The following is a 20,979-nucleotide window of genomic DNA, read 5'->3' on the forward strand; positions in this document are numbered from 1 at the left end:
TTAGAGACTGAGAACATATATTCAAGTTGGGCGATGCCGAGCACTCAACGCTTTTTCGTTGTCTTTCGATTGATTGGATAGCCGCCTGCCGGCCTATGACCGGCTGAACGAGCATCCGGTCGAGTCAGAGGTCCCGTCTTGTCCGGAGCTGCTCGATCCAGATTGTCATCCTTCGTGCCCCGCTGCCGGCTGCGCCTTGTGGGTGCCGAACCAACTGTCCCACCAGGAAGGTTGAAGCCGAAGTTGCTATTCGTCTCCTCCGGTCGGATCGAGTGATGGACGCGGTAAATGTCTGGCGTGACCACGATCAAGCGGAAGAAGCGGTCCACAAACCTCGGTAGCCGAATGTTGGAGTGATTGAACATCGCCGTCGCATTCAACAGAACCTCGAAAATCAACGCGGCAACGGCGGGAGGGCCCAAAGCCAATGCGACCGCGAGTTTGATCCCCATCGACAGCAGAATTTCCAAAGGATGGAAGCGCAAGCTCGTGGTCAAATCAATCGCGAGGTCATTTCTAGGCGCGTCACTGGTGTCTGGCCTTGAGCTGACGCCAGCCGGGCAAACGATTGGGACAGGGCGCCCGCGATCGCAAGTGCTGCGGAGGTCGAAGTCAGGAACTTACTTCGTCCCTTCAGTGCCCGGATAGTGTTTTTTGCAATTGGAGATCCCGAAGCGTCCTTCGCTTGTGGAATTAGTGCGGGCCGATTGGTCGGCCTGAGTCCACGTATTAGGATTGCCGCAACGGCCTCAAGTCTGGGGCCATTACGAGGTCACGGACGCCGAGCGAGGCGCGCCTTACTCGGCAAGCAATTTCTTACGTTCGACAAATTCCTCGGAATCGATCTCGCCCTTGGCGTATCGTTCCTTGAGAAACGCCAAGGCTCGGTCGTGCGCGACATGACCATTGCTGCTAGGTCCAGCCACGCCGAAAAAACGCAAGAGATAAATAATCCCTGCCACGTTCGCGACCAAGATCAGGATCATGAATATCGGGCCAAGGACCATACCGACACCCCACATCGTGCCCATGCGCGTAGGAGCCGTAGCGATCCGGGATTTCCCCAACCTGCGCAATCGCAGACGTCGCCGACACCGCGACAAAGCCGCCTACGATCACAATGCCAGAGACAATTGCAGTTTTCCTTAGGTCCATTCCATATCTCCATTTGCATAGCATCTAGTCGCGCCACTTGTCCCCTAGTGAGAAAACGGCGCGAAGTCGCTGATGTGGGTCAATACGACAAGGCCTAGTTACGATAACCTGCACGCGAGATACCAAATCGGGGACCTAGCCACGAGGCGCACAAAATAGTCGCGAACGAGCAGTCGTCGCGCGGTGTCGCTTAGTCAGCGTCTCAGGGCGCAAAGTCGAGGAACGCATTTCAGTGAAATATACTATCAATCGCCATTTCATCGACGCCTCATTCGACGAGATCGACACGCGTACCCGCGCCGCGCTTGCGGACAACGGCTTTCGAGTGCTGACAGAAACCGACGTTAAGGCGACAATGAAAAAGAATCCGGATGCCGTGATGCGACCCTATCGCATTGCAAAATTGTCTGACACCACTGTCAGTTGGCATGACTCGCAATACGTTGCTTTTCGATCCTCATACTTATAGCAATGATCCAGAGCAGCATTAGTCCAAAGCTGCCGATGGCATTCCAACTTGCCATCGATATGGACAGAAACTCCCAAGCGACCTGGTTGCACATGACCAACGTCGGCCCCGCATCTGTCGAAAGAAGATCTACGACGTCCATGCTCGACAAACTTTGCCCAGAGCCAGTGCAACTTGTAGGGCCTTCCCACCAATCTCGCTCAACTCCCGTGTGGTAAATTGCTATCGTTCCAGTCGTGGCGGCGGCGGCGGCACCGAGCAGATAAATGATCGGATGGCGCAGGCCCATAAGGACCAATATGCCTACCGAGACTGCCGCGACATGCGGATATCTTTGCAGTATGCACATTGAACATGGGGCATAGCCAAAGGCCTGAAAGGTCCAAGCAGTTGCTAGCAGAAGGCCTGACCCGGCGGCGGCGGCAACCCCCGTTTTCCTGTCATCGAATGTCACCGTGTTTTGTCCTTTGTCGTGGCAATGCGAACAACTCCGCAACGTTTGCCGTGATACTTCGACTTACGTAGGCAACCGGATCCCAGATGACAAAATCAGATGTGTAACCAAATGTAATATCAGCATGAGTATTGGTCAGATGTCTGGCTATGCAGAGACCTGCGGCTCGCGGCATCATGTCATTCGCACCACGGTTAAGCCTCTGGAACTGCCGAATACAGTAGCGAGGAGGTTCCACAACTCGCTTCGGGCGGTTCTTGACGTAGCCTTCAGGGTGCTGGCGGATATCCAAAACTCAAAGCGCGGCATCCAGCAACGCCAAAATATTTAATGGCCAACCAGTGGATTGATCTTCGGTCGTCAAGGGCGCTTTGTTCCACTCGCCTTGAGGTCCCTAAACGGCGACACTGCATCACCATGGATCGCTTTTTCTCACTCGACTTACCGTTCTCACGGTTTGCAGCGAATACGCTGATCCTGAGCTGTGTCAGTCTAGTTCCACTATTGCTGTTCTATGTTGCGCTCACACCGGGTTTTGGCTCCATGCTTCTGGAAAATGGTCCAGCATTGCGGCGCTTCTTAAGACAAGTTCTTACAAATGGCATCCCCGTGGTGTTCGCGGTCAACTACTTGAGCCTCTTCCTTTATGCTGTCTCGGCCAAGAGACAGGGAACTCACTCGTCATCCATTCTCATCCTCATAGTAGACCTGCCAGCCAGGATCTTTGTTTTTGTCGCGTTGCATGCTTTCATCTATTTTGTGTCTGCCGATTGGTTCGGTTCATTTGGTGGTAATCGATGGCAAGCGTTGCGCGTGGTCGGCCCGACCCTCGCACGATCAGCGATGTTCGAGAACATTTCAGGAGTTTACCTCTACGCAACAATGATCAGCGCGGTACCGCTGTATCTAAACGTGATCTCAGTGCTTCTTGCGGGGGAAGGACAAGTGAGCCAAAGAATCCAGTGCAAGCTAACTTGGCTGGGAAAGGGCTGTATAGCAACATTGAGTGCGCTGAGCGCGTTTGTCTATTTTGGGCTCTTTACGCTGCTATTGACGGCGTTGGCCAGCTTGATCGCTGCCCTACAAATACCTTGATCGGCAAAGGCCCGTGGTTGAGCCCTCACCATGTTTTTCGCACAAACCAATTACTGCCCGTCAAGCTCGGATGTTGCAGCCGGCCCGCCCTGCAAGTCAGTGATCAGAGCGCGCATTTCGTCGATTTCAAGACGCTGCGCCTCAATGATATCGTTCGCAAGCGACTGCACGCGAGGATCCGAGAAGGTAGCTCGCTCACTCGTCAGGATCGCGATGGAGTGGTGCGGAATCATGGCACGCATCCAGCTGACGTCTTCCACCGTTGACTGGCTTCGAACTAGCCAAAGCGCCCCCGCAAACACGATGATCGAGCCGATGAATATCGCCGAGTTCGCCGTTTTGTTACGGTACATTCCCAGCATGAACAGTAGCATCACGGTGGCCATCACAGCCCCCATGACTAACGTCATGTAGAACCGCGTCTCGCTAAAGAACACGTGATCAAGTGCGTAGGTGTTGAGTTACATCAGGCCGAACATGATGGCTGTTGCTGTGCCGACCATCGCAAAAAATCGACCGTATGATCCATGGTCTTGGTTACTTGCAGAGGTGTTTCGCGAATTATGGCCGGTTTGGTTGGTCGTATTCAAAACTGACATTCGATCCTCCAAGATTAGTTCAATAATTGAGAAACGACATTCCAGCGTGGGAGGGTTCCAGCATCTCGGGTAATCTTGGCTTGGGGGTACGACAGGGCCGATATCGCGGTCTATTTTCTTGTGGGAAGGCCCTTGAGGTTCCAGCGCAGGAAGGGGGCATGGTTGATCCATGTCAACAACTTTGCACACAGCACCTCGACGAGATTTCCTTTTTTATTCGACAGGGGCCGTCGGCGCTGTTGCGACAGGTGCGGCAGGGTGGCCGCTGATCGACTCGATGAACCCGAGTGCAGATGTGATCGCTCTTTCCAGTATTCAAGTGGACATCTCCGGTCTCACCGTCGGAAGCCAGTTGACGGTCGAATGGCGAGGAAAGCCGGTTTTCATCCGCTTTCGGACTGAGAGCGAGATTGCCGAAGCCCAAGCAGAGGACGTCAGTGCCCTGCCTGACACCATAGCGCGCAACCTAAATGTTTCAGATGCAAGTGTCGCCATTGATGCAAACCGAGCAGTAGCAGACCGGCCAGAGTTTCTAGTTATGATCGGCGTCTGCACTCATCTTGGATGTGTTCCGATTGGTGACGGAGCTGGCGATTTTGGTGGGTGGTACTGCCCGTGTCATGGGTCCCACTATGATACGTCCGGCCGTATTCGCAGGGGACCGGCGCCTGAGAACCTTCATATACCCAAGTTGGAACTGTCTGATGACTCGATTTTAACATTGGGTTGAGGCGCGTAACTTCGTACGTGCTAGATTGTGTGTCTGAAACAACCAGCTCCGCGTTGTCGCCGCTCTTACGCCACTCATGTTGGCTGTGCTCCTGCAACATCTCGCACACAGACTTCTCGTTAAGGGTTCATATGTTACCTGCGTCGCCGAGCGAAGACAAGATTGGACAATCTGGCCTATGGTCGCCTGCACACGCCGCGATCAGGGATGCCAAGGTTCCGCGCATGTCGTCTAGATCGCGGATCTTTTGCTCGATCTCTCTCATGTGTTCTTGTGCAATTTTCTTCACCTCAGCACTGTTCCGGCTGTCATCTTCATAAAGCTGCAACAAGTTGCGGCAATCCGCGATGGAAAATCCAAGCGCCCGCGCGCGGCCTAAAAACGCAAGTTTGTGGGCGTCCGTTTTCTGGAACGATCGGTAGCCGTTTCTACTGCGAGACGGCTTTATCAGCCCGATATCCTCGTAGTAGCGGATAGTCTTTGCAGGTACGCCTGCCATCTTGGATACATCACCGATGTTCATGACTGTCTCTCCTGTGCGTTTGCGGCGGGGATCATTCTGCTGCCACGGGTTGTAGGTTGGGGGCAGGCGTGGCTTTCGGCCCATTGCCGCCTTCGCTCATCGCGAGTTGGATGCGTCGCAAACGAAGCGCATTGGCCAAAACCGAGACCGACGACAGGGCCATCGCGCCAGCGGCAAAGACCGGCGACAAGAGCACGCCAAAAATCGGGAACAGGACGCCAGCTGCAACGGGGATTAGGGCGGTGTTGTAAGCAAAGGCCCAGATCAGGTTCTGCCGGATATTTCGCATGGTTCGCCGTGATACTTCGAAGGCGTTTACGACGCCCGCCAAGTCGCCAGACATCAGAACGACATCAGCGGACTCAATCGCCACGTCGGTGCCGGTGCCAATGGCGATACCAACATCGGCGTGCGCAAGGGCAGGGGCATCGTTGATGCCATCACCAACAAACGCGACCTTGCGCCCGTCTCCCCGTAATTCATCCAACGCGCGGACTTTGCCATCGGGAAGGACCCCGGCCACGATCTCATCAATGCCGATTTCAGCCGCGATGGCTTCAGCGGTTTCGCGTTTGTCGCCGGTGATCATGGCAACCCGTAGGCCGAGATTGTGTAACGCCCGAATAGCGGCTGCACTGGCAGGTTTGACCGGGTCGGAGACGGCGATGACAGCTGCAACCCGCCCATCGATGGCGGCAAAAAGGGCCGTTCGGCCTTTGGTTGCGAGCTCGGTTTCGGCTTCTTTCAGGCCGCCCAATTGGATATCCTCACGGTCCAGCAAGCGATCGGCCCCGACTAGTACGTCATGCCCGGCCACACGGGCACGCACCCCGTAACCGGGGATCGCTTCAAAGCTGGTAACGTCCGCACGGGCGACGTTTTCTTGACGGGCCATGCGAACAATCGCTTCCGCGATCGGATGCTCGGATTGTTCCTCAACCGCCGCGACAAGCGAAAGAAGATCCGCGCGCGTGAACCCGTCGGCAAGCATCAACTCGGTCAATTCCGGGCGGCCCGCTGTGATCGTCCCGGTCTTGTCGAGGGCCACGACGCTCACGCCGACCAAATGCTGCAAGGCATCACCCTTGCGGAACAGAACGCCCATCTCGGCCGCACGTCCTGTGCCGACCATGATCGAAGTCGGCGTCGCCAGTCCCATCGCGCAGGGGCACGCGATGATCAGGACCGACACACCGGCCACCAACGCAAAGGTGATTGCCGGATCGGGACCTACGACCAGCCAGACAGCGACGGTTAAGGCAGCGAACGCCATCACGGCAGGCACGAACCACATGGTCACGCGGTCCACCAAAGCCTGGATCGGAAGTTTCGCGCCTTGGGCGTCCTGCACCATGCGGATGATCTGCGACAGTGTCGTATCGGCACCCACCCGGGTTGCGCGAAAGCGGAAGCTGCCTGCGCCGTTGACCGTGCCACCAGTCACCGCATCGCCAACGGTCTTGCCCGCTGGAATGGGCTCACCGGTGATCATGCTTTCATCCACGTGGCTGCTGCCCTCGACGATCTCTCCATCAACGGCAATCCGCTCGCCCGGACGGACAATCAACACGTCGGCTTCCACGATATCCTCTAGTGCCACATCAACTGGTTCACCGTCGCGCAGCACACGGGCTGTTCTGACTTGCAGACCAAGCAGCTTTTGGATGGCGGCCCCTGTTCGCCCCTTTGCCCGTGCTTCAAGGAACCGACCAAGCAGGATCAATGTCACGATGACGGCGGCGGCTTCAAAGTAAACGGCGCGCGCAACATCGGGCAGAAGCGATGGCGCGAAGATCGCCACAAGGGAATAGCTGTAGGCGGCGGATGTTCCGACCGCTACCAAGGAATTCATATCCGGGGCACCCTTCAGCAGTGCCGGAAACCCTTTGAGATAGAAGCCTCGACCGGGCCCAATCAGCACAATTGTCGTTAGTACGAACTGGATCAGCCAACTTGTCTGGTGGCCGATGGTTGCCCCAATGAACGCGTGGGCGCCCGGTATGACGTGGGTTCCCATCTCGAGGACGAAGACAGGCAGCGACAGAGCAGCTGCAAACAGCGTTCGGCGCAAGGCAAGCTGCGCTTCCTGTTCCTTCTCAGCAGACCTATCTACAGGAGCGTCCGCCTCTATCACGCTCGCTGGGTACCCCGCGTCTGTCGATGCAGCCGCAAGGTCGTTTGGCGCGATAACGCCCTCCAGAAAGGTGATCACTGCCGTTTCAGTCGCCAAATTGACCGAGACGTCCAAGACACCGGGCACCTTCGCAAGCGCCTTGTCCACGCGACCGACACACGACGCGCAGGTCATGCTTGCAATGTTCAGCGTGACGCGCGCAGTTCGCGCTGGATAGCCCAGATTATCCAAAGTGGCCGCTGCTTGCTTCAAGCCTTGGGCGCCTTCAGCGACCAAGTTGGCGCTTTCGGTGGCGAGGTTCACTTTCACGTCGCTGACGCCCTCAATTGCAGTCAACGCGCGATCAACGCGGCCGACGCAAGAGGCGCAGCTCATGCCGTCAATACTTATTGATTTGGACGTCGATGTCGGCAGCATTGCAGCTCTCCTGAATATTGTTCAGTTGGACATATAGGGCTTCCAGTAACTGGAAGGTCAAGGGTGGATACAATTTAATTGAGGGATTGACCTTCCAGCGGGGCAACCTTGCACATGGTTTCTTGAAGAACCTGGCGAGTTAAGGAATAGACATGCGTTTCAACGTACCAGAGATGAGCTGTGGCCACTGCAAGTCAGCAATCGAAACCGCCGTAAGGGGCGCTGATCCGGCCGCGACGCTTAACTTCGATATGCCCAAGCGAGCTATCGAAATTGAAAGTAGCCTGGATGGCTCGCAACTTCAGTCCGTGATTAAAGGTGCCGGCTACGACTCCGCAGTTACTTAGAAGGTGACACCGGCAGCCAAGCGCAAAGCCTGCTAGGGCAACTCTAGGCGGTAGTCACTTTCGGATAGAGGTAGACCCGCGCGCCAACGTCGACGCGTGGATACAAATCAGTTACGTGTTCGTTAGTGAGGCGGGCACAGCCATTTGATACCGCAGAACCGATTGTGCGTGGTGCATTGGTCCCATGGATACGCAAATACGTGTCGTGGCCATCATCGTCATAAAGATACAACGCTCTCGCACCGAGGGGATTGTTGGGTCCGCCTGGCATGCCATCGGCAAACCTCGCATATTGTTCTGGATTGCGTCGGATCATTGCATTTGTCGGGCGCCACCAAGGCCACTCCGCTTTTCGCGCAACGGTGAAAACGCCGGACTCATAGAGACCTGTGCGCCCCACACCCACACCGTAACGAATGGCTCGACCATTCTCTAACATGAAATAAAGATGAAATTCGTCGGGTACGACGTGCACGTCACCAGGCAGCCAGTCGCGCTGTCTGGTGTTCACCAATTGCGGCAAGAAGTGCTCAGGCAACGTAAATGGATGTGCCGAAACCGAAGAGGCTCCAAGTATTCCCACCGCACCCACGCCGAATGAAAACTTTCTGCGGCTTACTTCGGGCAGCATCGGTATTACTCCTTTAGATAGTCTTCCGTATAGGCAACGATCAAAAAAATTCAGAGACCAGTCTATTCACGCCTTCGTGAATTCGGCATTCAGAATTAAGCTGTTGCTAGAACCCACATTATTCGGCGGCTACGGCTCGCACTTCATCAACGTAGTCTTGAAGCAAAGACTGTTCGACGGCGCCCGGAACGAGGTTGTCGCCGATGATGAAAGCTGGCGTACCAGTGACACCCAGAAGCTCAGCAAGCCTCATGGACGTCTCGATATGCTCATCGACCTCGAGAGCTTCCATATCGATCTGCAATTGCTCGATGTCGAGGCCGACCTCTCGGGCGATCATCAAGACTGATCGCTCTTCGGCACGACCATCCATGCCCATCAATGCCCAGTGGAAATCTTCATAAAGATCCTGTTCGCGCGACGCGAGCGCTGCGCGGGCTGCAAAAACGGACCCTTCCCCAAGAATGGGCCATTCCCGATAGACGAACCGGACACCGGGGTCTGCTTCAATCAGGGCCTCAACAGCAGGCTTCACACGGCGGCAGTATGGGCAGTTGTAATCGAAGAATTCAACAATTGTGACGTCACCGTCTGGGTTGGCCAGAACCGGCGCGTTTGGATCCTGTTCCAGCAAGAGCCGCTGTTGTGCGATAACGTCGGCGCGCGAGGCCGTTTCGGCCTCTGCGGCCCTCTGATCGAGGATCGCAAAGACCTCGATAAGGATATCAGGGTTCTCCAAGAGAGTTTCGCGCACCAGTTCACGTACTCGGTCCTCGGTTACTGTGTCCTGCGCCGATGCTGCTAGAGGCAAAACCGCCAGCATTGCGGCGAAAAGAATTGTCCCAATATTTCGCATCTAATTCTCTCCCTGTGCGGAAAGTTCCGCTTGTGTTCGCTCGGCTTGCCCCACTCGCTGGCGCTCGGGCCACGTCGATTGGATGAAAGCGAGAATATCCCAGATTTCTTGTTCGGATAACGTGTCAGCCATCCCGGGCATGCCGCTGTTAAACTCGACCCCAAGGCGTGCCATCATTTCGCGACCGCCTAAGGCTGTATAGTTAAACAATAGCGCATCTGTATGATGCCAAGTATGGCCAGTGGCGTCGTGCGGCGGCGCGGGTAGGACGCCGTCATCACCCGGAACTTGCCAATCGGGCTGCCCTTCAAGATTGGCCCCATGGCAGGCGGCGCAATTCTCCGCATACAAGACCGCGCCTTGCACAATGTCGACGGTTTCCGGCATCACTGGGATGGGTTCTACGTCGCTTTGCGCTGTCGCGGACCACATACCGAGTGATACTGCGGCGAGCGCTGTGAGTACAAAGGCAGGGGCTATTAGCTTCATGCGACCCGCACCCAAGTCATCATTCCCGATGCAGCATGGGACAGCATATGGCAGTGGAACAACCAATCGCCTGGGTTGTTCGCCACGAAGGCGATCTCTCGCTGCTGGTCGCTGCCAACCAAGAGTGTATCGCGCATCGGACCGAGTGTTTCATCTGCCAAAACTTCGCGAAAATGCATCCCGTGCAGGTGCATTGCGTGGGGAAACGAGGTGTCATTCGAAATGCCAAGACGCACTGTTTGCCCGCGATCAAATGCGGCCAAGGGCTCCTCAGTCATCCCGACGGTTCCATTAAAGGCCCAGAATTGATTGGCACGGGCTAGTTCGCGGAAACTCATTATTTCACCATTGTAGGTGGCTTGCCGCATACCACCCATCGCGCCGCCCGACATTTCAAGCGCTACGCGAGCGACGTCGCCGGATAGTTCAATCATGTGACCGGGGTTCGGAGGCAGCGCCTGAGGTGCCGGTCGACGGGCAAGGCTTGCCTGCCCGCGCACCTGAAATGTGACTTGCGGTGTGCCGCGCCCGTCCTCGGCGCGAACCAGATACGCTGAGGTTCCGTCTTCGGCCACGACGTCCACGAAAAGGTCCGCACGTTGACCAGGGCCAAGCACGAGGGTGTTCGTGAAGGGCTCAGGCGTTGGCAGTGGCATTCCGTCCAATGCGACGATCCAACCTTCAAATCCTTCTAGCCCGAGACCAAATATCCTTGCGTTGGCAGCATTAATCAACCGCAGACGAAGCCGCTCATGGCGTTGCACTGTCATCATGCGATCATAGGTGCCGTTCGTGGTGGTCAGGTTTCCATTTCGGCCGCCATGGCTGCGTTCATGAGAATTTTCGAACTCCGGGAAAATCTGGGCGGTTTCGGGGTCAATCAGCCAATCATCCAGTACCATGACCTCGTCGCGATCCACATCGATCGCGTCAGGCTCGTCCACGATCAAAGCACCATGCAGGCCGCGCGCAACCTGCTCGGTGGATTGATTGTGAGAATGATACCAATAGGTCCCGGCATCCGGCACTTCAAAGTCGTAGTCAAAGCTATCCCCGGGCATGACAACGTCCTGCGTTAAGCCCGGCACGCCGTCCATGGCGTTATCTATGCGGATGCCGTGCCAATGCACTGCACTGGCTTGCGGAAGGCTGTTCACAAACTGACGTTGAAGCCGCGCCCCTTGGGCCAAGCGCAGAACAGGGCCGGGTGCAGTGCCGCCATACCCCCAGATATCCGTCAGCGGATACCCGTCGGGTGCAAGTTGAACCGAGGCGGGCATCGCCTCCAAGCTCTCAAAAGGTATGTTCGCGCGCGCGGCGCGTGGTAAGCCAGCGCCGAACAGGCCGATCGCAGCGGCGGATGTCGCCATGAATTTTCGTCTGTCTTGCATGATCGTTCGTGTCCTTTGACATGCAGGTGACCCGGGCAGACCGGTCCGCCCGGGTACTGTTATTCATTCAGGATCAGGCAGGTCGTCACCCGGATCCATTATATATGTCGCGATGGCCAATCGGTCCTCTGGCGTCAGGAAGCTGGTGCCATACTGGACTACCTCCCCCATTCCGCCGCCGAACACGTCGCCCGAGGGCGTGATCCCCGTCTCGAGCGCATAAACGATCGAGTCGACCGTCCATCCCTGTTCAACCAGATGTTCAATCTGAATAGATGGCGCGTGGTCACCGCCGGGCAGATCATCATTGCCGGCATAGAAGGCCGTCTCGAGACGTGCGCCCGCAATGTTGCGGCCTGTGTGGCATGCGCCGCAATGGGCCGCACCACGAGCCAACTCGCGCCCCCGGTTCCAGACGTCATCGCGCCCCTCAACCGATTCTGTTTCGGGATCTCTCAGGAACGCGGCCCGCCACAGTTTCAGGCCCCACCGCATGTTAAAGGGGAAGCCGACCTCGTGATCTGGCGGTACTTCCGCCACCGGTGGCACGGTTTGAAATGCAGCCCAAAGGTCCGCGATATCTTGGTCCGAGAAATCACCATAAAACGGGTAAGTGAAGCTCGGATAGTAGGGTTCTCCTTCCGGGCTTACACCTTGGCGCACGGCCATCGCGAAGTCTTCGATGCTCCACCGTCCTATGCCATTCTCGGGATCAGTGGTCAGGTTCGGGGAATAAAAGGTTCCAAACGGCGTCGCCAACTCGACGCCCCCGGCAAGGGGCGCGCCTCCTCTTTCAAAGTTTGTGTGACAGGCGATGCAACCACTTGCGCGCGCCAAATAGGCTCCGCGTCCCGCATCGCCTGAAAGCTCAATTGGCTCTGGTGCGACGCCAACAGGCCACAGGAACACTGCTCCCGCAGTCCCAGCGACGGCTAAAGCCAATACGCTTCCGAGCATCCAAACCCGCACGGGTCAATCCTCCTGCTCGACGCGATAGGATGTATGACAAGACGAACAAGTCTGTGCTGCTAAGGCAAAAACGCGGTCGACGGGCATCTGCGCCATCATTTCAGCGTCCGGTTCCACACTGTCGCCCATCATGGAACTTGCACCACCCATCATGGCACCGGCATCTGCTTGCATGCTGCCTTCCGGCATTGCGGATCCTGGAGCGTTCACCGCCGCCTGACCGAGTGCTTCAGCAACTGTTTCAAGGCGCATGGCGATGGCCGCGAAGGCCTCCCAATCTTCCCAGACGGCGGGCGTTGCCGCTGACGGAGGTCCACCGGTCCCCTCCTCAAACAGCGTTGTCATTGTCTCTCCAGCATGACTTTCAATAATGGCTGCTGCGGCGACAACGGCTTGGCTATCGTATTCGGCTTGACCTTGCATCATCGGGGTCAGAGCACGCACGGCATCCCGCATCGCCATCATGCCGTCCATCCGTTCACGTACGACGCCGGTGGCGCCTGTATGAGCCGTCGCGACGGCTACGGCCACCACACTAATTACGGTTGCGGAGATCAGTATCTTTTTCATTGGGTCTGTCCTTAGCTTTGAGTGAAATGAGTTAGGTCAAAGCGAACAGTCGAGGTGGTGGAGGGTCGTGGCAAGGCGACGTGGAGGGATATCGAGTTGTCATCCGGATCGCAGGCGATCTCGTAATGGGACGATGGCGATCGGTGTGCTGGTGTTCAGCCATAACGGCGATTAACGAGCACTCCAGGCCGGGATGGCAATGACCTCCCACCGCAATATGCTCTTGGTCTGCATGAGCGCTGGATTCTTTCTGAATTTGCTCAGACTGCTGTGAGGCAGCGACCAAGGAGGCCGATGTCAATTCTTCAGGCGTATGCGCAGCGGCCTCGCTACCAAGAAGCGCTCCCCCGACACTGATCAGCAGCGCAAGTAGCAAGATGGATTTTTGCAGGAGTGCTAGACCCCAACTTGTTATATCGCGCGGGCGCATCAGAAAATTCCGTTCTCGCGCTGCAGTTCGCGGATGTACTGCGTGATCGCCCGGACATCTGCATTGGTCAGGCCATCAATCACAGGCATATTTCCAAAGCTCCAGTGATGTGATTGCACGCCATTACGAACAGCTGAGAGAAATGAACCGTCACCGTGATGGTTTGGTTCATAGGTTATGTGGACCAAAGGTGGAGCAACGCCATTCTGCCCGGCTGCATTGATACCGTGGCAGTCTGCGCACACAGCCTCAAAAGCGACCCGTCCCAATCGCGCTTCAGACGTCAGCTCTGCTGGCAACGCGACCTCAACGATAGGTCCGTTGTCGGCAACATCGGATAAATCCGGAGGCTCCATTGAATGGCCAGCTGCAGCCGTAACATCGTTGTTTTTCCAAAGATTTGCGAGCGCCAGTCCTACTCCAATGATGACGAAAGTTGCAATTCCTAGACCTACTTTTGACATTGCTGACCTTCAGAAACAGGAGAAGAGGAGGAGAGTAAAATGACGCAAGGGTCACTTTCGCGTCTGGGCGAAGCCTTCGGGAAGTTCCGCCACGATGCGCCCGAAACCAATGGAGGCTCCATCCCCGTGTGGACCGTCAGTATTCGGCGGCGCAGCATTAAAGTTGGGTGATTGGTACTGTTCATACTGGCATCCAATGCGCGACGGAGAAACACTATCAGGTGTGCAATTTCCCACTGTGGAACGTCAATCCGTCGGCAGGTTACGTATGCGTGCTTTTTGTATCCATATGTAACGTTGACCTTCTAGTGCAGGAAGCTGTTTCGTGGACGCTATAGGTTAGTCAAACGAGGGTTCAGAATTGAGTGACGCATCTCAAGGGCGAAAGTCCAGAAACCGGTTCGCCAAGCTTGGTATGGCAGCGTGCTGCATCGTCATGATGGTTCCAATAGCACTTGTTCTTGTGAATGGTGCTGGCATCGGAGCGATTTTTTCCAACGTCGGTTTGATACTGCCTCTAGTGCTCTGTTTGGGAATGCACTTCGTAGTGCACCGTTTGATGGGGCGCTCGTGTCATGGCGACAAGGCGAAGGATCCCGCATCAACGCGGGAGCCTGAATATTATGAAGCAGATCCGCTCCCGGTCCGCGTCGACCCCTAAAGTTGGCCCGTCAGCGGATCGCTCGTTTCTGTACACCCATGCTACTGTTCTTCGTGGGCGGTTGCGGTGCCGCGTTGCAACAGTGCGACTTTCTCGATGTCACGCAAAGCACATCACGTTTACTGCAGCCAGAAAGCGCTATGGAGCAATGCGTAACTGTACAAGACCTTGGTGGCGGTGTGACCCGTATCGAGTGTGAAGACGGTCGCGAAGGGTTTGTGTTTCAGTGACATTGCCGAAGATCTATCGTGAAAGCCTATGATCGTGACCGCACGCGCCTTTCTCACGACACTCGGCCTCTCCACAATGGTGATCTTCGGGTCGTCTTTTGGAGCACTGTCGGCGACGTCTGGCGTCGAAACCAATCCGGCGGTAGATGTCACGCTTATTACTGCGGAAAACTGGATTGCCCCGGGCGCGTCTTCAATTTCTGGCGGACTGGACTTGTCCTTGGCGGAAGGCTGGAAGACCTATTGGCGCAGTCCAGGCGAGGTAGGGCTACCGCCCGAAGTGGACTTTGCAGGCTCCGACAACGTCGCTGACGTGGAGATGCTCTGGCCCGCACCCGATCGGTTCACGGCGTTCGGGATTCAGAATTTCGGCTACTCCGGTGATGTCGTTCTGCCACTCCGTATCCGGTTGGAGACCCCCGGCGAAGCCACGACCCTTGTGGCGAATGTGAGCCTTCTGGTCTGCTCCGATGTATGTGTACCGCTTGATTTTGATCTCAACATCGACTTGCCGGCCAATGATGTCGGAGGTGCGGACGCCATCGACCTCGCCTCGGCAGACCAGATCGCGCGGTTTGTCGCGCAGGTGCCAATCGAGGGACCGTCCCAGTTTGTGTCAGAAATCGACGCCTTTGTCGACGGTTCAGGAGAAACGCTGACAGTCACGGTTCAAGGCGCCGATGTATTCGAGGACCCAGATCTGTTCCCTGAAATGGCCGGCTACACGGCGTTTGGTGTCCCCGATATCCGCCTTGGTGACGGCGGAAGCTTAATCTGGGCACAGTTCCCGATCTTGACGCTGGACCCGGAGGCGCGTGATGTAACGATCACGCTAACGGACGGTGATAGGGCCGCCACGCTGGCCGCAACGCTACTAGACGCGCCGATCCCGGCACCGTTCGACCTACGGGTCGAGCAGACATCCTATGCAGCGCTGGCATGGATTGGATTGTTCGCAATTCTTGGCGGTCTGATCCTGAATGTGATGCCATGCGTCTTGCCCGTACTCTCGATCAAACTGGCATCTGTCGTAGCTGGAAAGAGCAAAACAATCGGCGAAATTCGCGCGAGCTTTGTGGCCTCGGCCGTCGGTGTCATGGCGTTCATGTGGTTCTTGGCGGCCGTGACTTTCGGGCTGCAACAGATCGGCTTCACCGTGGGTTGGGGGCTTCAGTTCCAGAACCCGGGTTTCTTGGCCTTGATGGTCGTAATCCTCGCTGTTTTTGCCGCCAACATGTTGGGTCTGTTTGAGATATCGTTTCCGTCACGCCTTCAAACGCGAATGGCGGCTCGTGGTTCGCGTGGCGATTACGCGGGCGATTTCGCTACCGGCGCCTTTGCCGCCGTATTGGCCACGCCATGTTCCGCACCCTTTCTTGGGACCGCCATTGCATTTGCGCTGACCGGGCGGGCGATTGATATCGCCGTGGTTTTCACCGGCTTGGGCTTGGGTCTCGCGCTGCCCTATTTCATTGTTGCCGCCTATCCGCGCCTTGCGCAGATGATGCCGAAGCCCGGGCGCTGGATGGTTCTTGTGAAGGTAGTTTTGGGTGCGCTCTTACTGGTGACGGCGGCATGGCTGATTTGGGTCTTGTCCGGTGTGGCTGGGTCCACCGCGACCCTTGTGACCGTGGGTCTGACACTTGCCTTGATCGCAACGATCACCGTGAAGCGGATCCCGGATTTGCCCAAGTGGGCCGCAATCTTGGTCCTGGCCATCGCGCCCATCGTGGCGGCGAGCCAGTTTGCGGATCGTAACCCGGCAGACCTCGCTGCTATTGAAACTGAGTGGGCGGTCTTTGACCGCGCGGCGATCGCGCGCCACGTCTCCCAAGGCGATGTGGTCTTTGTCGACGTCACGGCCGATTGGTGCCTGACATGTCAGGCTAACAAACTTCTTGTGCTGGACCGTGACCCTGTGGCCAGCGAGTTGGCCGCTGACAGTGTGATGACCATGCGCGCCGATTGGACCCGTCCGAGCGATGACATTTCGCGCTATCTGGCGTCGTTTGGCCGTTACGGCATTCCATTCAACGCGGTTTACGGTCCGGGCGCACCGGACGGCATCGTCCTGTCAGAGCTGCTGAGCGCCGAGGCCGTCTTTCAGGCGTTGAGCGACGCTGCCTCGCGCGACGTGGCGACCGGCAACTGAGCGCTAGCACCGCGCGCCTACTGGTTCAGCGCTTCCGAAAGATCCTGATAAGCCTGACGTTGCGGGCCGGTCTCTGGAACAAGGGGTTCAGCTCGTGACAATGCGGTGCGCGCTGCATCGAGGTCGCCCAGAACGTTGTACGCATTGGTCAAACGCAGCCATCCCTCAAGATCATCCGGCTCGTCTTCCAAACGCGTGGCGAGGCGCGCAACCATAGATTGTATCATTTCTGCCCGGTCTTCTGCGCTCATCTCCGCTGCGGCCTCGACATCGTCCGCATTTGGTCCAGGAACGCCGTCTTGCGACAAAAGCATCATTGGTCCAACAGGTTGGCGGCCCAGACGTTCACCGATCCTGTTCATCTGCCCGATCAACGCCTCCATCCATGGTGCAATCTCGGACTCCATCGCAATTCGTTGAGCCAGGACATCATAGGCAGATGCGCTGCGACCCGTCTGGTCAAGCGCCAAAGCCTGATAGAAGACGGCTGCGGGATTGCGGGGGGCCAGAGCGACGGCCTGCTCGATTGCGGCCTCTATCGGCGGTGTGACTATGCCACTTTCGACAGCAAGCATGGCCTCGGCCAGTTGAGAATAGGTGGCCGAGCTGGCCTCCGGACGCTCCACGCCGATCGCAAAGGCATCCACGGCACCGGCGTAGTCGTTCATGCGCATGTAGGTCTGGCCCAGTAACATCCAGCCCTCATATGGCCCGCCATTTTCGTCGGCTTCCAGACGCGAGCGCAACTCGGCGGCCAGACCTGCGATTTCGCTGGCAGCAGCCCGTTCTTCACTGCGCGCGGCAAAGGGAACGCTTTGCGTGCCGGGGCTTCCCAACGTCCCGTAAAGACCGATGCCGCTTACGCTGACGACGACAACCGCGCTGTACATGGCCCAACTGCCGCGCCCTCTTGATACGTTCGGCGCCTCGTGCGTTTTCGAAAGGGCAAGAAGCCGCCGTTTAACCTCGATCCCGGCATCCTTTGCCTCGACCTCGCTGATGAGACCGCGCGCCTGATCGCGCTCGATCTCTGACAATTGATCCCGCAAGATTGCGATGGCACCTGAATCGCGGACGTCGTTTTGGGCATCTTGCCGCAAGAGTGGCAGAAGCAGGAATGAGGCTCCAAGGAGCGCCATAGCTCCGAAAATTAAGGGCAGGATCATTTGTTTTTCTCGATGTCTGAAGATGTTTCGAGAACCGCTTGAAGCGCGGCTTCCTCATCAGTGGTCAGATCGGCGGGCCGGATCGTTTTGTGGCGTGCTTGACGCATCACGGTGTAACCAATGCCACCCGCGAACAGCGCAAGCACCAAAGGCGCAAACCACAGCGCATAGGTTTGCGCGTTGAATGGCGGGCGTAACAGCACATAATTGCCGTAACGCGCGACCATGAATTCCAGAATGTCCGCGTTGGTGTCGCCTGCCATCAAACGTTCGCGGACAAGTATCCGCATTTCCCGCGCGATGCCGGCATTTGAACTGTCGATGTCCTGGTTCTGACAGACAACGCAGCGCAACTCCCGCGATACTTCGCGCGCGCGTTCCTCAAGCACCGGGTCCGACAGGATTTCATCGGGCTCAACGGCCAGCGCAGTGGTCACAGGCACCAAGGTCAGCGTGATGATAAGAAGTAGGCGTGCGATCATGATGATCCCTCTTGCCGGGCTTGCTCCAGCGCCGTGGTAAACGCGCTGATGGCGTCATTGCCAAGTATCGGCCCGACATGCTTGTAGAGAACGGTTCCGTCCGCGCCGACGATGAAGGTTTCCGGCACACCGGTCAGGCCCCAATCGATTGCGGCACGTCCGTTCAGGTCGGATCCGATCCGCTCGTACGGATTGCCAAGCTCATTCAGCCAGCGCAGCGCATCTTCGGGCTGATCCTGATAATTGATGCCGAACAGGCGCACGCCATCTTGGTTCACCATTCGTGTCAGCACCGCATGTTCAGCGCGGCATGGCACACACCAAGAGGCGAAGATGTTGACCACGACAGGTCCCCCGTCGCCTACAAGATCAGCGTGGGAAAAACCGGGCACGCCCGTTCCCGCCACCTCAGGCAATGTAACCTCGGGCGCGGGGCTTGAGATTAGGACCGAGGGAATGGCGTTGGGGTCCCGTTCCGGGTTAAGTCCCCAGAGGAAAAATCCGCCAAAGATCATGGCGATCAGAACTGGACTGGCGTAGAGCATGCGTTTCATGGGCTCACTCCGCCGGAGTTGCTGCAGGAATGGAGCGGGATGCCCGTTTGGGTGCCCCGACACGCAAGCGCCGATCCGATAGCGACAGCCCACCGCCCAACACGAGCATCGCGGAGCCGATCCAGATGAAATTCACCAATGGCTCGTAGAGAATGCGCAGCGTCCAAGCGCCTCGGGCCTCGGCCTGCGCATTTGCGGCCTCGGCCAGCGACGCATAAAGATCGCCCGCCATGTTTGACCGGATAGCGGACTCTGTCGTGCTGTATTGTGAGACCGGGTAACTGCGCCGTTCTGGATTGAGGGTGGTGACGTACTCACCGTCCAGCTCGACAGTCAAGGTGCCGCGGTTTGCCACATAGTTTGGCCCCACGACACGCTCAACGCCCTCGAAACGCACGTCGAATCCGGCGATTGCCACCTCGGTGCCGGGTGTCACGAACACGATCTGCTCCGATTTCCATGCGCTGGAGCCGACAAATCCGAGAATCGCAATGGCAAGGCCTGCATGGGCCAACGTCATGCCATGTGAGGCGCGCGGTAGATTTCTGGCTCGACGAAACGACTCCCGGAAAGTGACGTCACCAAGCCGGATGCGACCAGCCCATTCCTGCAAAGTGGCCAGCAACATCCAGATCGCAATCGCGATGCTAAGATAGGCGAGAGCCGGTCCGCCTTCGGTCAAATACCATATCGTCAGCGTGGCAAGACCCGACAGGATCGCGACGAACTTTAGTCGTTGCAGAACTCCGGCCAGATCGGCGCGTTTCCATGACAAGAATGGCCCGAGTGCCATAGCGAAGACCAAAGGCAACATCATGGGGATGAAGGCCGCATTGAAGAAGGGCGGCCCGACTGAAAGCCTCTCACCTGAGATCGCCTCGACGAATAGCGGATAGAGCGTGCCAAACAGCACCGTCCCTGTTGCTGTTGCCAGCAGCAGATTGTTCAGAAGCAATCCGGCCTCTCGGCTCACCGGGCGGAAAAGCCCTCCGGCGTCCAAGGCGGGAGCGCGCCATGCATAAAGTGTGAGTGATCCGCCAATGCTGATCCCCAATAGCCAAAGAATGTAGACGCCGCGCTCGGGGTCTACGGCGAACGCATGAACCGACGTCAGTAAGCCTGAGCGCACGATGAAGGTGCCCAGAAGCGATAGCGAAAAGGTCAGGATCGCCAGAAGGATCGTCCAGCTTTTGAACGCTCCGCGTTTTTCGGTCACGATGGCTGAATGCAAAAGCGCCGTGCCTAGAAGCCAAGGCATGAAGCTGACGTTTTCGACAGGGTCCCAGAACCACCAGCCGCCCCAGCCAAGCTCGTAGTAAGCCCACCACGACCCAAGCGCGATCCCGGCCGTTAGGCTCATCCAAGCTGCAAGCGTCCAGGGGCGGACCCACCGCGCCCATGCAGCATCCACTCGCCCTTCGATCAACGCAGCAACCGCGAAAGAAAACACAATCGAGAAGCCGACATAGCCGATGTAGAGAAGCGGTGGATGGATTGCGAGCCCGACGTCTTGCAGCAGCGGGTTCAGATCCTGCCCGTCTGTGGGTGGAGGAAACACGCGCTCAAAGGGGTTTGAGGTGAACAGCATGAAGCTGAAGAAGCCGACACTGATCCAAGCTTGAACAGACAAGGTCCGCGCCCGGAGGCCAGCGGAAATGTTCGTGCCGAAGACCGAGACACCAGCCCCGAAAACCGTGAGGATAAGGACCCAAAGCAACAGCGAGCCTTCATGGCTGCCCCAGGTTCCCGCGATCTTGAACAGAAGCGGTTTGAGAGAATGGGAGTTCTCGACAACGTTCAGAACCGTGAAGTCGCTGACCACAAATGACCGCATGAGTGCTGCAAATGCGATCATCGTGAAGACAACCTGCGCCAGTGACGTGGCATAAGCCGACCGCATCCAGAGACTGTTGCCACGAGCGGACCCAAGTATCGGCAAAATGCTTTGAACCAACGCAAAGCCTAAAGCCAGCGTCAGGGCGAATTGTCCGATTTCTGGGATCATGTCGGC

Annotated in this window: 23 protein-coding genes; 6 read left to right on the plus strand and 17 right to left on the minus strand. The window is 57.1% G+C overall.

Features of this window, described 5'->3' with window-relative positions; translation table 11 throughout:
- Positions 1-44: 44 nt before the first annotated feature.
- Positions 45-497: a sterol desaturase family protein gene (locus tag KYE46_RS07110; protein ID WP_247716941.1), complete on the minus strand. Its 453-nt coding sequence runs from the start codon at positions 495-497 to the stop codon at positions 45-47.
- 300 nt (positions 498-797) lie between these two features.
- Positions 798-986, minus strand: coding sequence for an SHOCT domain-containing protein (locus KYE46_RS07115; RefSeq protein WP_219004481.1), 189 nt, complete (start codon positions 984-986; stop codon positions 798-800).
- 401 nt (positions 987-1,387) lie between these two features.
- Here KYE46_RS07115 and KYE46_RS17620 point away from each other — a divergent pair, with 401 nt between their 5' ends.
- Positions 1,388-1,624, plus strand: a complete 237-nt coding sequence (locus KYE46_RS17620; protein WP_487249770.1) for a DUF302 domain-containing protein — start codon at positions 1,388-1,390, stop codon at positions 1,622-1,624.
- On the opposite strand, the gene KYE46_RS07120 is transcribed toward KYE46_RS17620, so the two are convergent.
- Positions 1,575-2,078: a disulfide bond formation protein B gene (locus KYE46_RS07120; RefSeq protein ID WP_219004483.1), complete on the minus strand. Its 504-nt coding sequence runs from the start codon at positions 2,076-2,078 to the stop codon at positions 1,575-1,577. The genes KYE46_RS17620 and KYE46_RS07120 overlap by 50 nt on opposite strands.
- 417 nt (positions 2,079-2,495) lie before the next feature.
- Here KYE46_RS07120 and KYE46_RS07125 point away from each other — a divergent pair, with 417 nt between their 5' ends.
- Entirely contained in the window at positions 2,496-3,173 is a 678-nt protein-coding gene (locus KYE46_RS07125; RefSeq protein WP_219004485.1) for a hypothetical protein, read from the plus strand.
- 50 nt (positions 3,174-3,223) lie between these two features.
- On the opposite strand, the gene KYE46_RS07130 is transcribed toward KYE46_RS07125, so the two are convergent.
- Positions 3,224-3,559, minus strand: coding sequence for a DUF305 domain-containing protein (locus KYE46_RS07130; protein WP_247716942.1), 336 nt, complete (start codon positions 3,557-3,559; stop codon positions 3,224-3,226).
- A 382-nt stretch (positions 3,560-3,941) separates the two neighbouring features.
- Here KYE46_RS07130 and petA point away from each other — a divergent pair, with 382 nt between their 5' ends.
- Positions 3,942-4,502 carry a ubiquinol-cytochrome c reductase iron-sulfur subunit gene (petA, locus tag KYE46_RS07135; RefSeq protein WP_219004486.1) on the plus strand — a complete coding sequence of 187 codons (561 nt, stop codon included), beginning with the start codon at positions 3,942-3,944 and terminating at the stop codon, positions 4,500-4,502.
- A gap of 127 nt (positions 4,503-4,629) precedes the next feature.
- On the opposite strand, the gene cueR is transcribed toward petA, so the two are convergent.
- Together cueR and KYE46_RS07145 are read right to left on the minus strand one after the other, a co-directional pair.
- Positions 4,630-5,025 (minus strand): Cu(I)-responsive transcriptional regulator, encoded by a 396-nt coding sequence (gene cueR / locus KYE46_RS07140; RefSeq protein WP_219004488.1) that lies wholly within the window; start codon positions 5,023-5,025, stop codon positions 4,630-4,632.
- Between the two features lie 31 nt (positions 5,026-5,056).
- On the minus strand, positions 5,057-7,576 hold the full coding sequence (locus KYE46_RS07145) for a heavy metal translocating P-type ATPase (RefSeq protein ID WP_219004490.1): 2,520 nt from the start codon (positions 7,574-7,576) through the stop codon (positions 5,057-5,059).
- 152 nt (positions 7,577-7,728) lie between these two features.
- Between KYE46_RS07145 and KYE46_RS07150 the strand changes: the two genes are divergently transcribed.
- Positions 7,729-7,923, plus strand: a complete 195-nt coding sequence (locus KYE46_RS07150; RefSeq protein ID WP_219004492.1) for a heavy-metal-associated domain-containing protein — start codon at positions 7,729-7,731, stop codon at positions 7,921-7,923.
- Positions 7,924-7,966: 43 nt separating this feature from the next.
- On the opposite strand, the gene KYE46_RS07155 is transcribed toward KYE46_RS07150, so the two are convergent.
- From KYE46_RS07155 to KYE46_RS07185, 7 genes are all read right to left on the minus strand, one after another.
- Entirely contained in the window at positions 7,967-8,554 is a 588-nt protein-coding gene (locus KYE46_RS07155) for a L,D-transpeptidase (protein ID WP_219004494.1), read from the minus strand.
- Between the two features lie 118 nt (positions 8,555-8,672).
- Positions 8,673-9,410, minus strand: coding sequence for a DsbA family protein (locus KYE46_RS07160; protein ID WP_247716943.1), 738 nt, complete (start codon positions 9,408-9,410; stop codon positions 8,673-8,675).
- Positions 9,411-9,797, minus strand: coding sequence for a c-type cytochrome (locus tag KYE46_RS07165; protein WP_247716944.1), 387 nt, complete (start codon positions 9,795-9,797; stop codon positions 9,411-9,413).
- Between the two features lie 98 nt (positions 9,798-9,895).
- Positions 9,896-11,290: a multicopper oxidase family protein gene (locus KYE46_RS07170; RefSeq protein ID WP_219004497.1), complete on the minus strand. Its 1,395-nt coding sequence runs from the start codon at positions 11,288-11,290 to the stop codon at positions 9,896-9,898.
- 63 nt (positions 11,291-11,353) lie between these two features.
- On the minus strand, positions 11,354-12,049 hold the full coding sequence (locus KYE46_RS07175) for a c-type cytochrome (protein ID WP_428845082.1): 696 nt from the start codon (positions 12,047-12,049) through the stop codon (positions 11,354-11,356).
- Positions 12,050-12,262: 213 nt separating this feature from the next.
- Positions 12,263-12,829: a c-type cytochrome gene (locus KYE46_RS07180; RefSeq protein ID WP_219004500.1), complete on the minus strand. Its 567-nt coding sequence runs from the start codon at positions 12,827-12,829 to the stop codon at positions 12,263-12,265.
- A 429-nt stretch (positions 12,830-13,258) separates the two neighbouring features.
- Positions 13,259-13,723 (minus strand): c-type cytochrome, encoded by a 465-nt coding sequence (locus tag KYE46_RS07185; RefSeq protein ID WP_219004502.1) that lies wholly within the window; start codon positions 13,721-13,723, stop codon positions 13,259-13,261.
- Positions 13,724-14,422: 699 nt separating this feature from the next.
- Between KYE46_RS07185 and KYE46_RS07190 the strand changes: the two genes are divergently transcribed.
- Both KYE46_RS07190 and KYE46_RS07195 read left to right on the plus strand, forming a co-directional pair.
- Entirely contained in the window at positions 14,423-14,614 is a 192-nt protein-coding gene (locus tag KYE46_RS07190; RefSeq protein WP_219004504.1) for a hypothetical protein, read from the plus strand.
- A gap of 28 nt (positions 14,615-14,642) precedes the next feature.
- Entirely contained in the window at positions 14,643-16,766 is a 2,124-nt protein-coding gene (locus tag KYE46_RS07195) for a protein-disulfide reductase DsbD family protein (protein WP_219004507.1), read from the plus strand.
- A gap of 17 nt (positions 16,767-16,783) precedes the next feature.
- Here the strand turns inward: KYE46_RS07195 and ccmI are convergent, their stop codons facing one another.
- The 4 genes from ccmI to KYE46_RS07215 are packed head-to-tail and all read right to left on the minus strand — an operon-like array spanning position 16,784 to position 20,973.
- Positions 16,784-17,932, minus strand: a complete 1,149-nt coding sequence (gene ccmI / locus KYE46_RS07200; RefSeq protein ID WP_219004510.1) for a c-type cytochrome biogenesis protein CcmI — start codon at positions 17,930-17,932, stop codon at positions 16,784-16,786.
- On the minus strand, positions 17,929-18,414 hold the full coding sequence (locus tag KYE46_RS07205) for a cytochrome c-type biogenesis protein (protein WP_219004513.1): 486 nt from the start codon (positions 18,412-18,414) through the stop codon (positions 17,929-17,931). The genes ccmI and KYE46_RS07205 overlap by 4 nt, the downstream gene beginning before the upstream one ends.
- Positions 18,411-18,968: a DsbE family thiol:disulfide interchange protein gene (locus KYE46_RS07210; RefSeq protein WP_219004516.1), complete on the minus strand. Its 558-nt coding sequence runs from the start codon at positions 18,966-18,968 to the stop codon at positions 18,411-18,413. Before KYE46_RS07210 ends, KYE46_RS07205 begins: the two co-directional genes overlap by 4 nt.
- Positions 18,969-18,972: 4 nt before the next feature.
- Positions 18,973-20,973, minus strand: coding sequence for a heme lyase CcmF/NrfE family subunit (locus tag KYE46_RS07215; RefSeq protein ID WP_219004519.1), 2,001 nt, complete (start codon positions 20,971-20,973; stop codon positions 18,973-18,975).
- Between the last annotated feature and the right edge of the window lie 6 nt (positions 20,974-20,979).

This window comes from Gymnodinialimonas ceratoperidinii, assembly GCF_019297855.1.
GTDB classification, from domain to species: domain Bacteria; phylum Pseudomonadota; class Alphaproteobacteria; order Rhodobacterales; family Rhodobacteraceae; genus Gymnodinialimonas; species Gymnodinialimonas ceratoperidinii.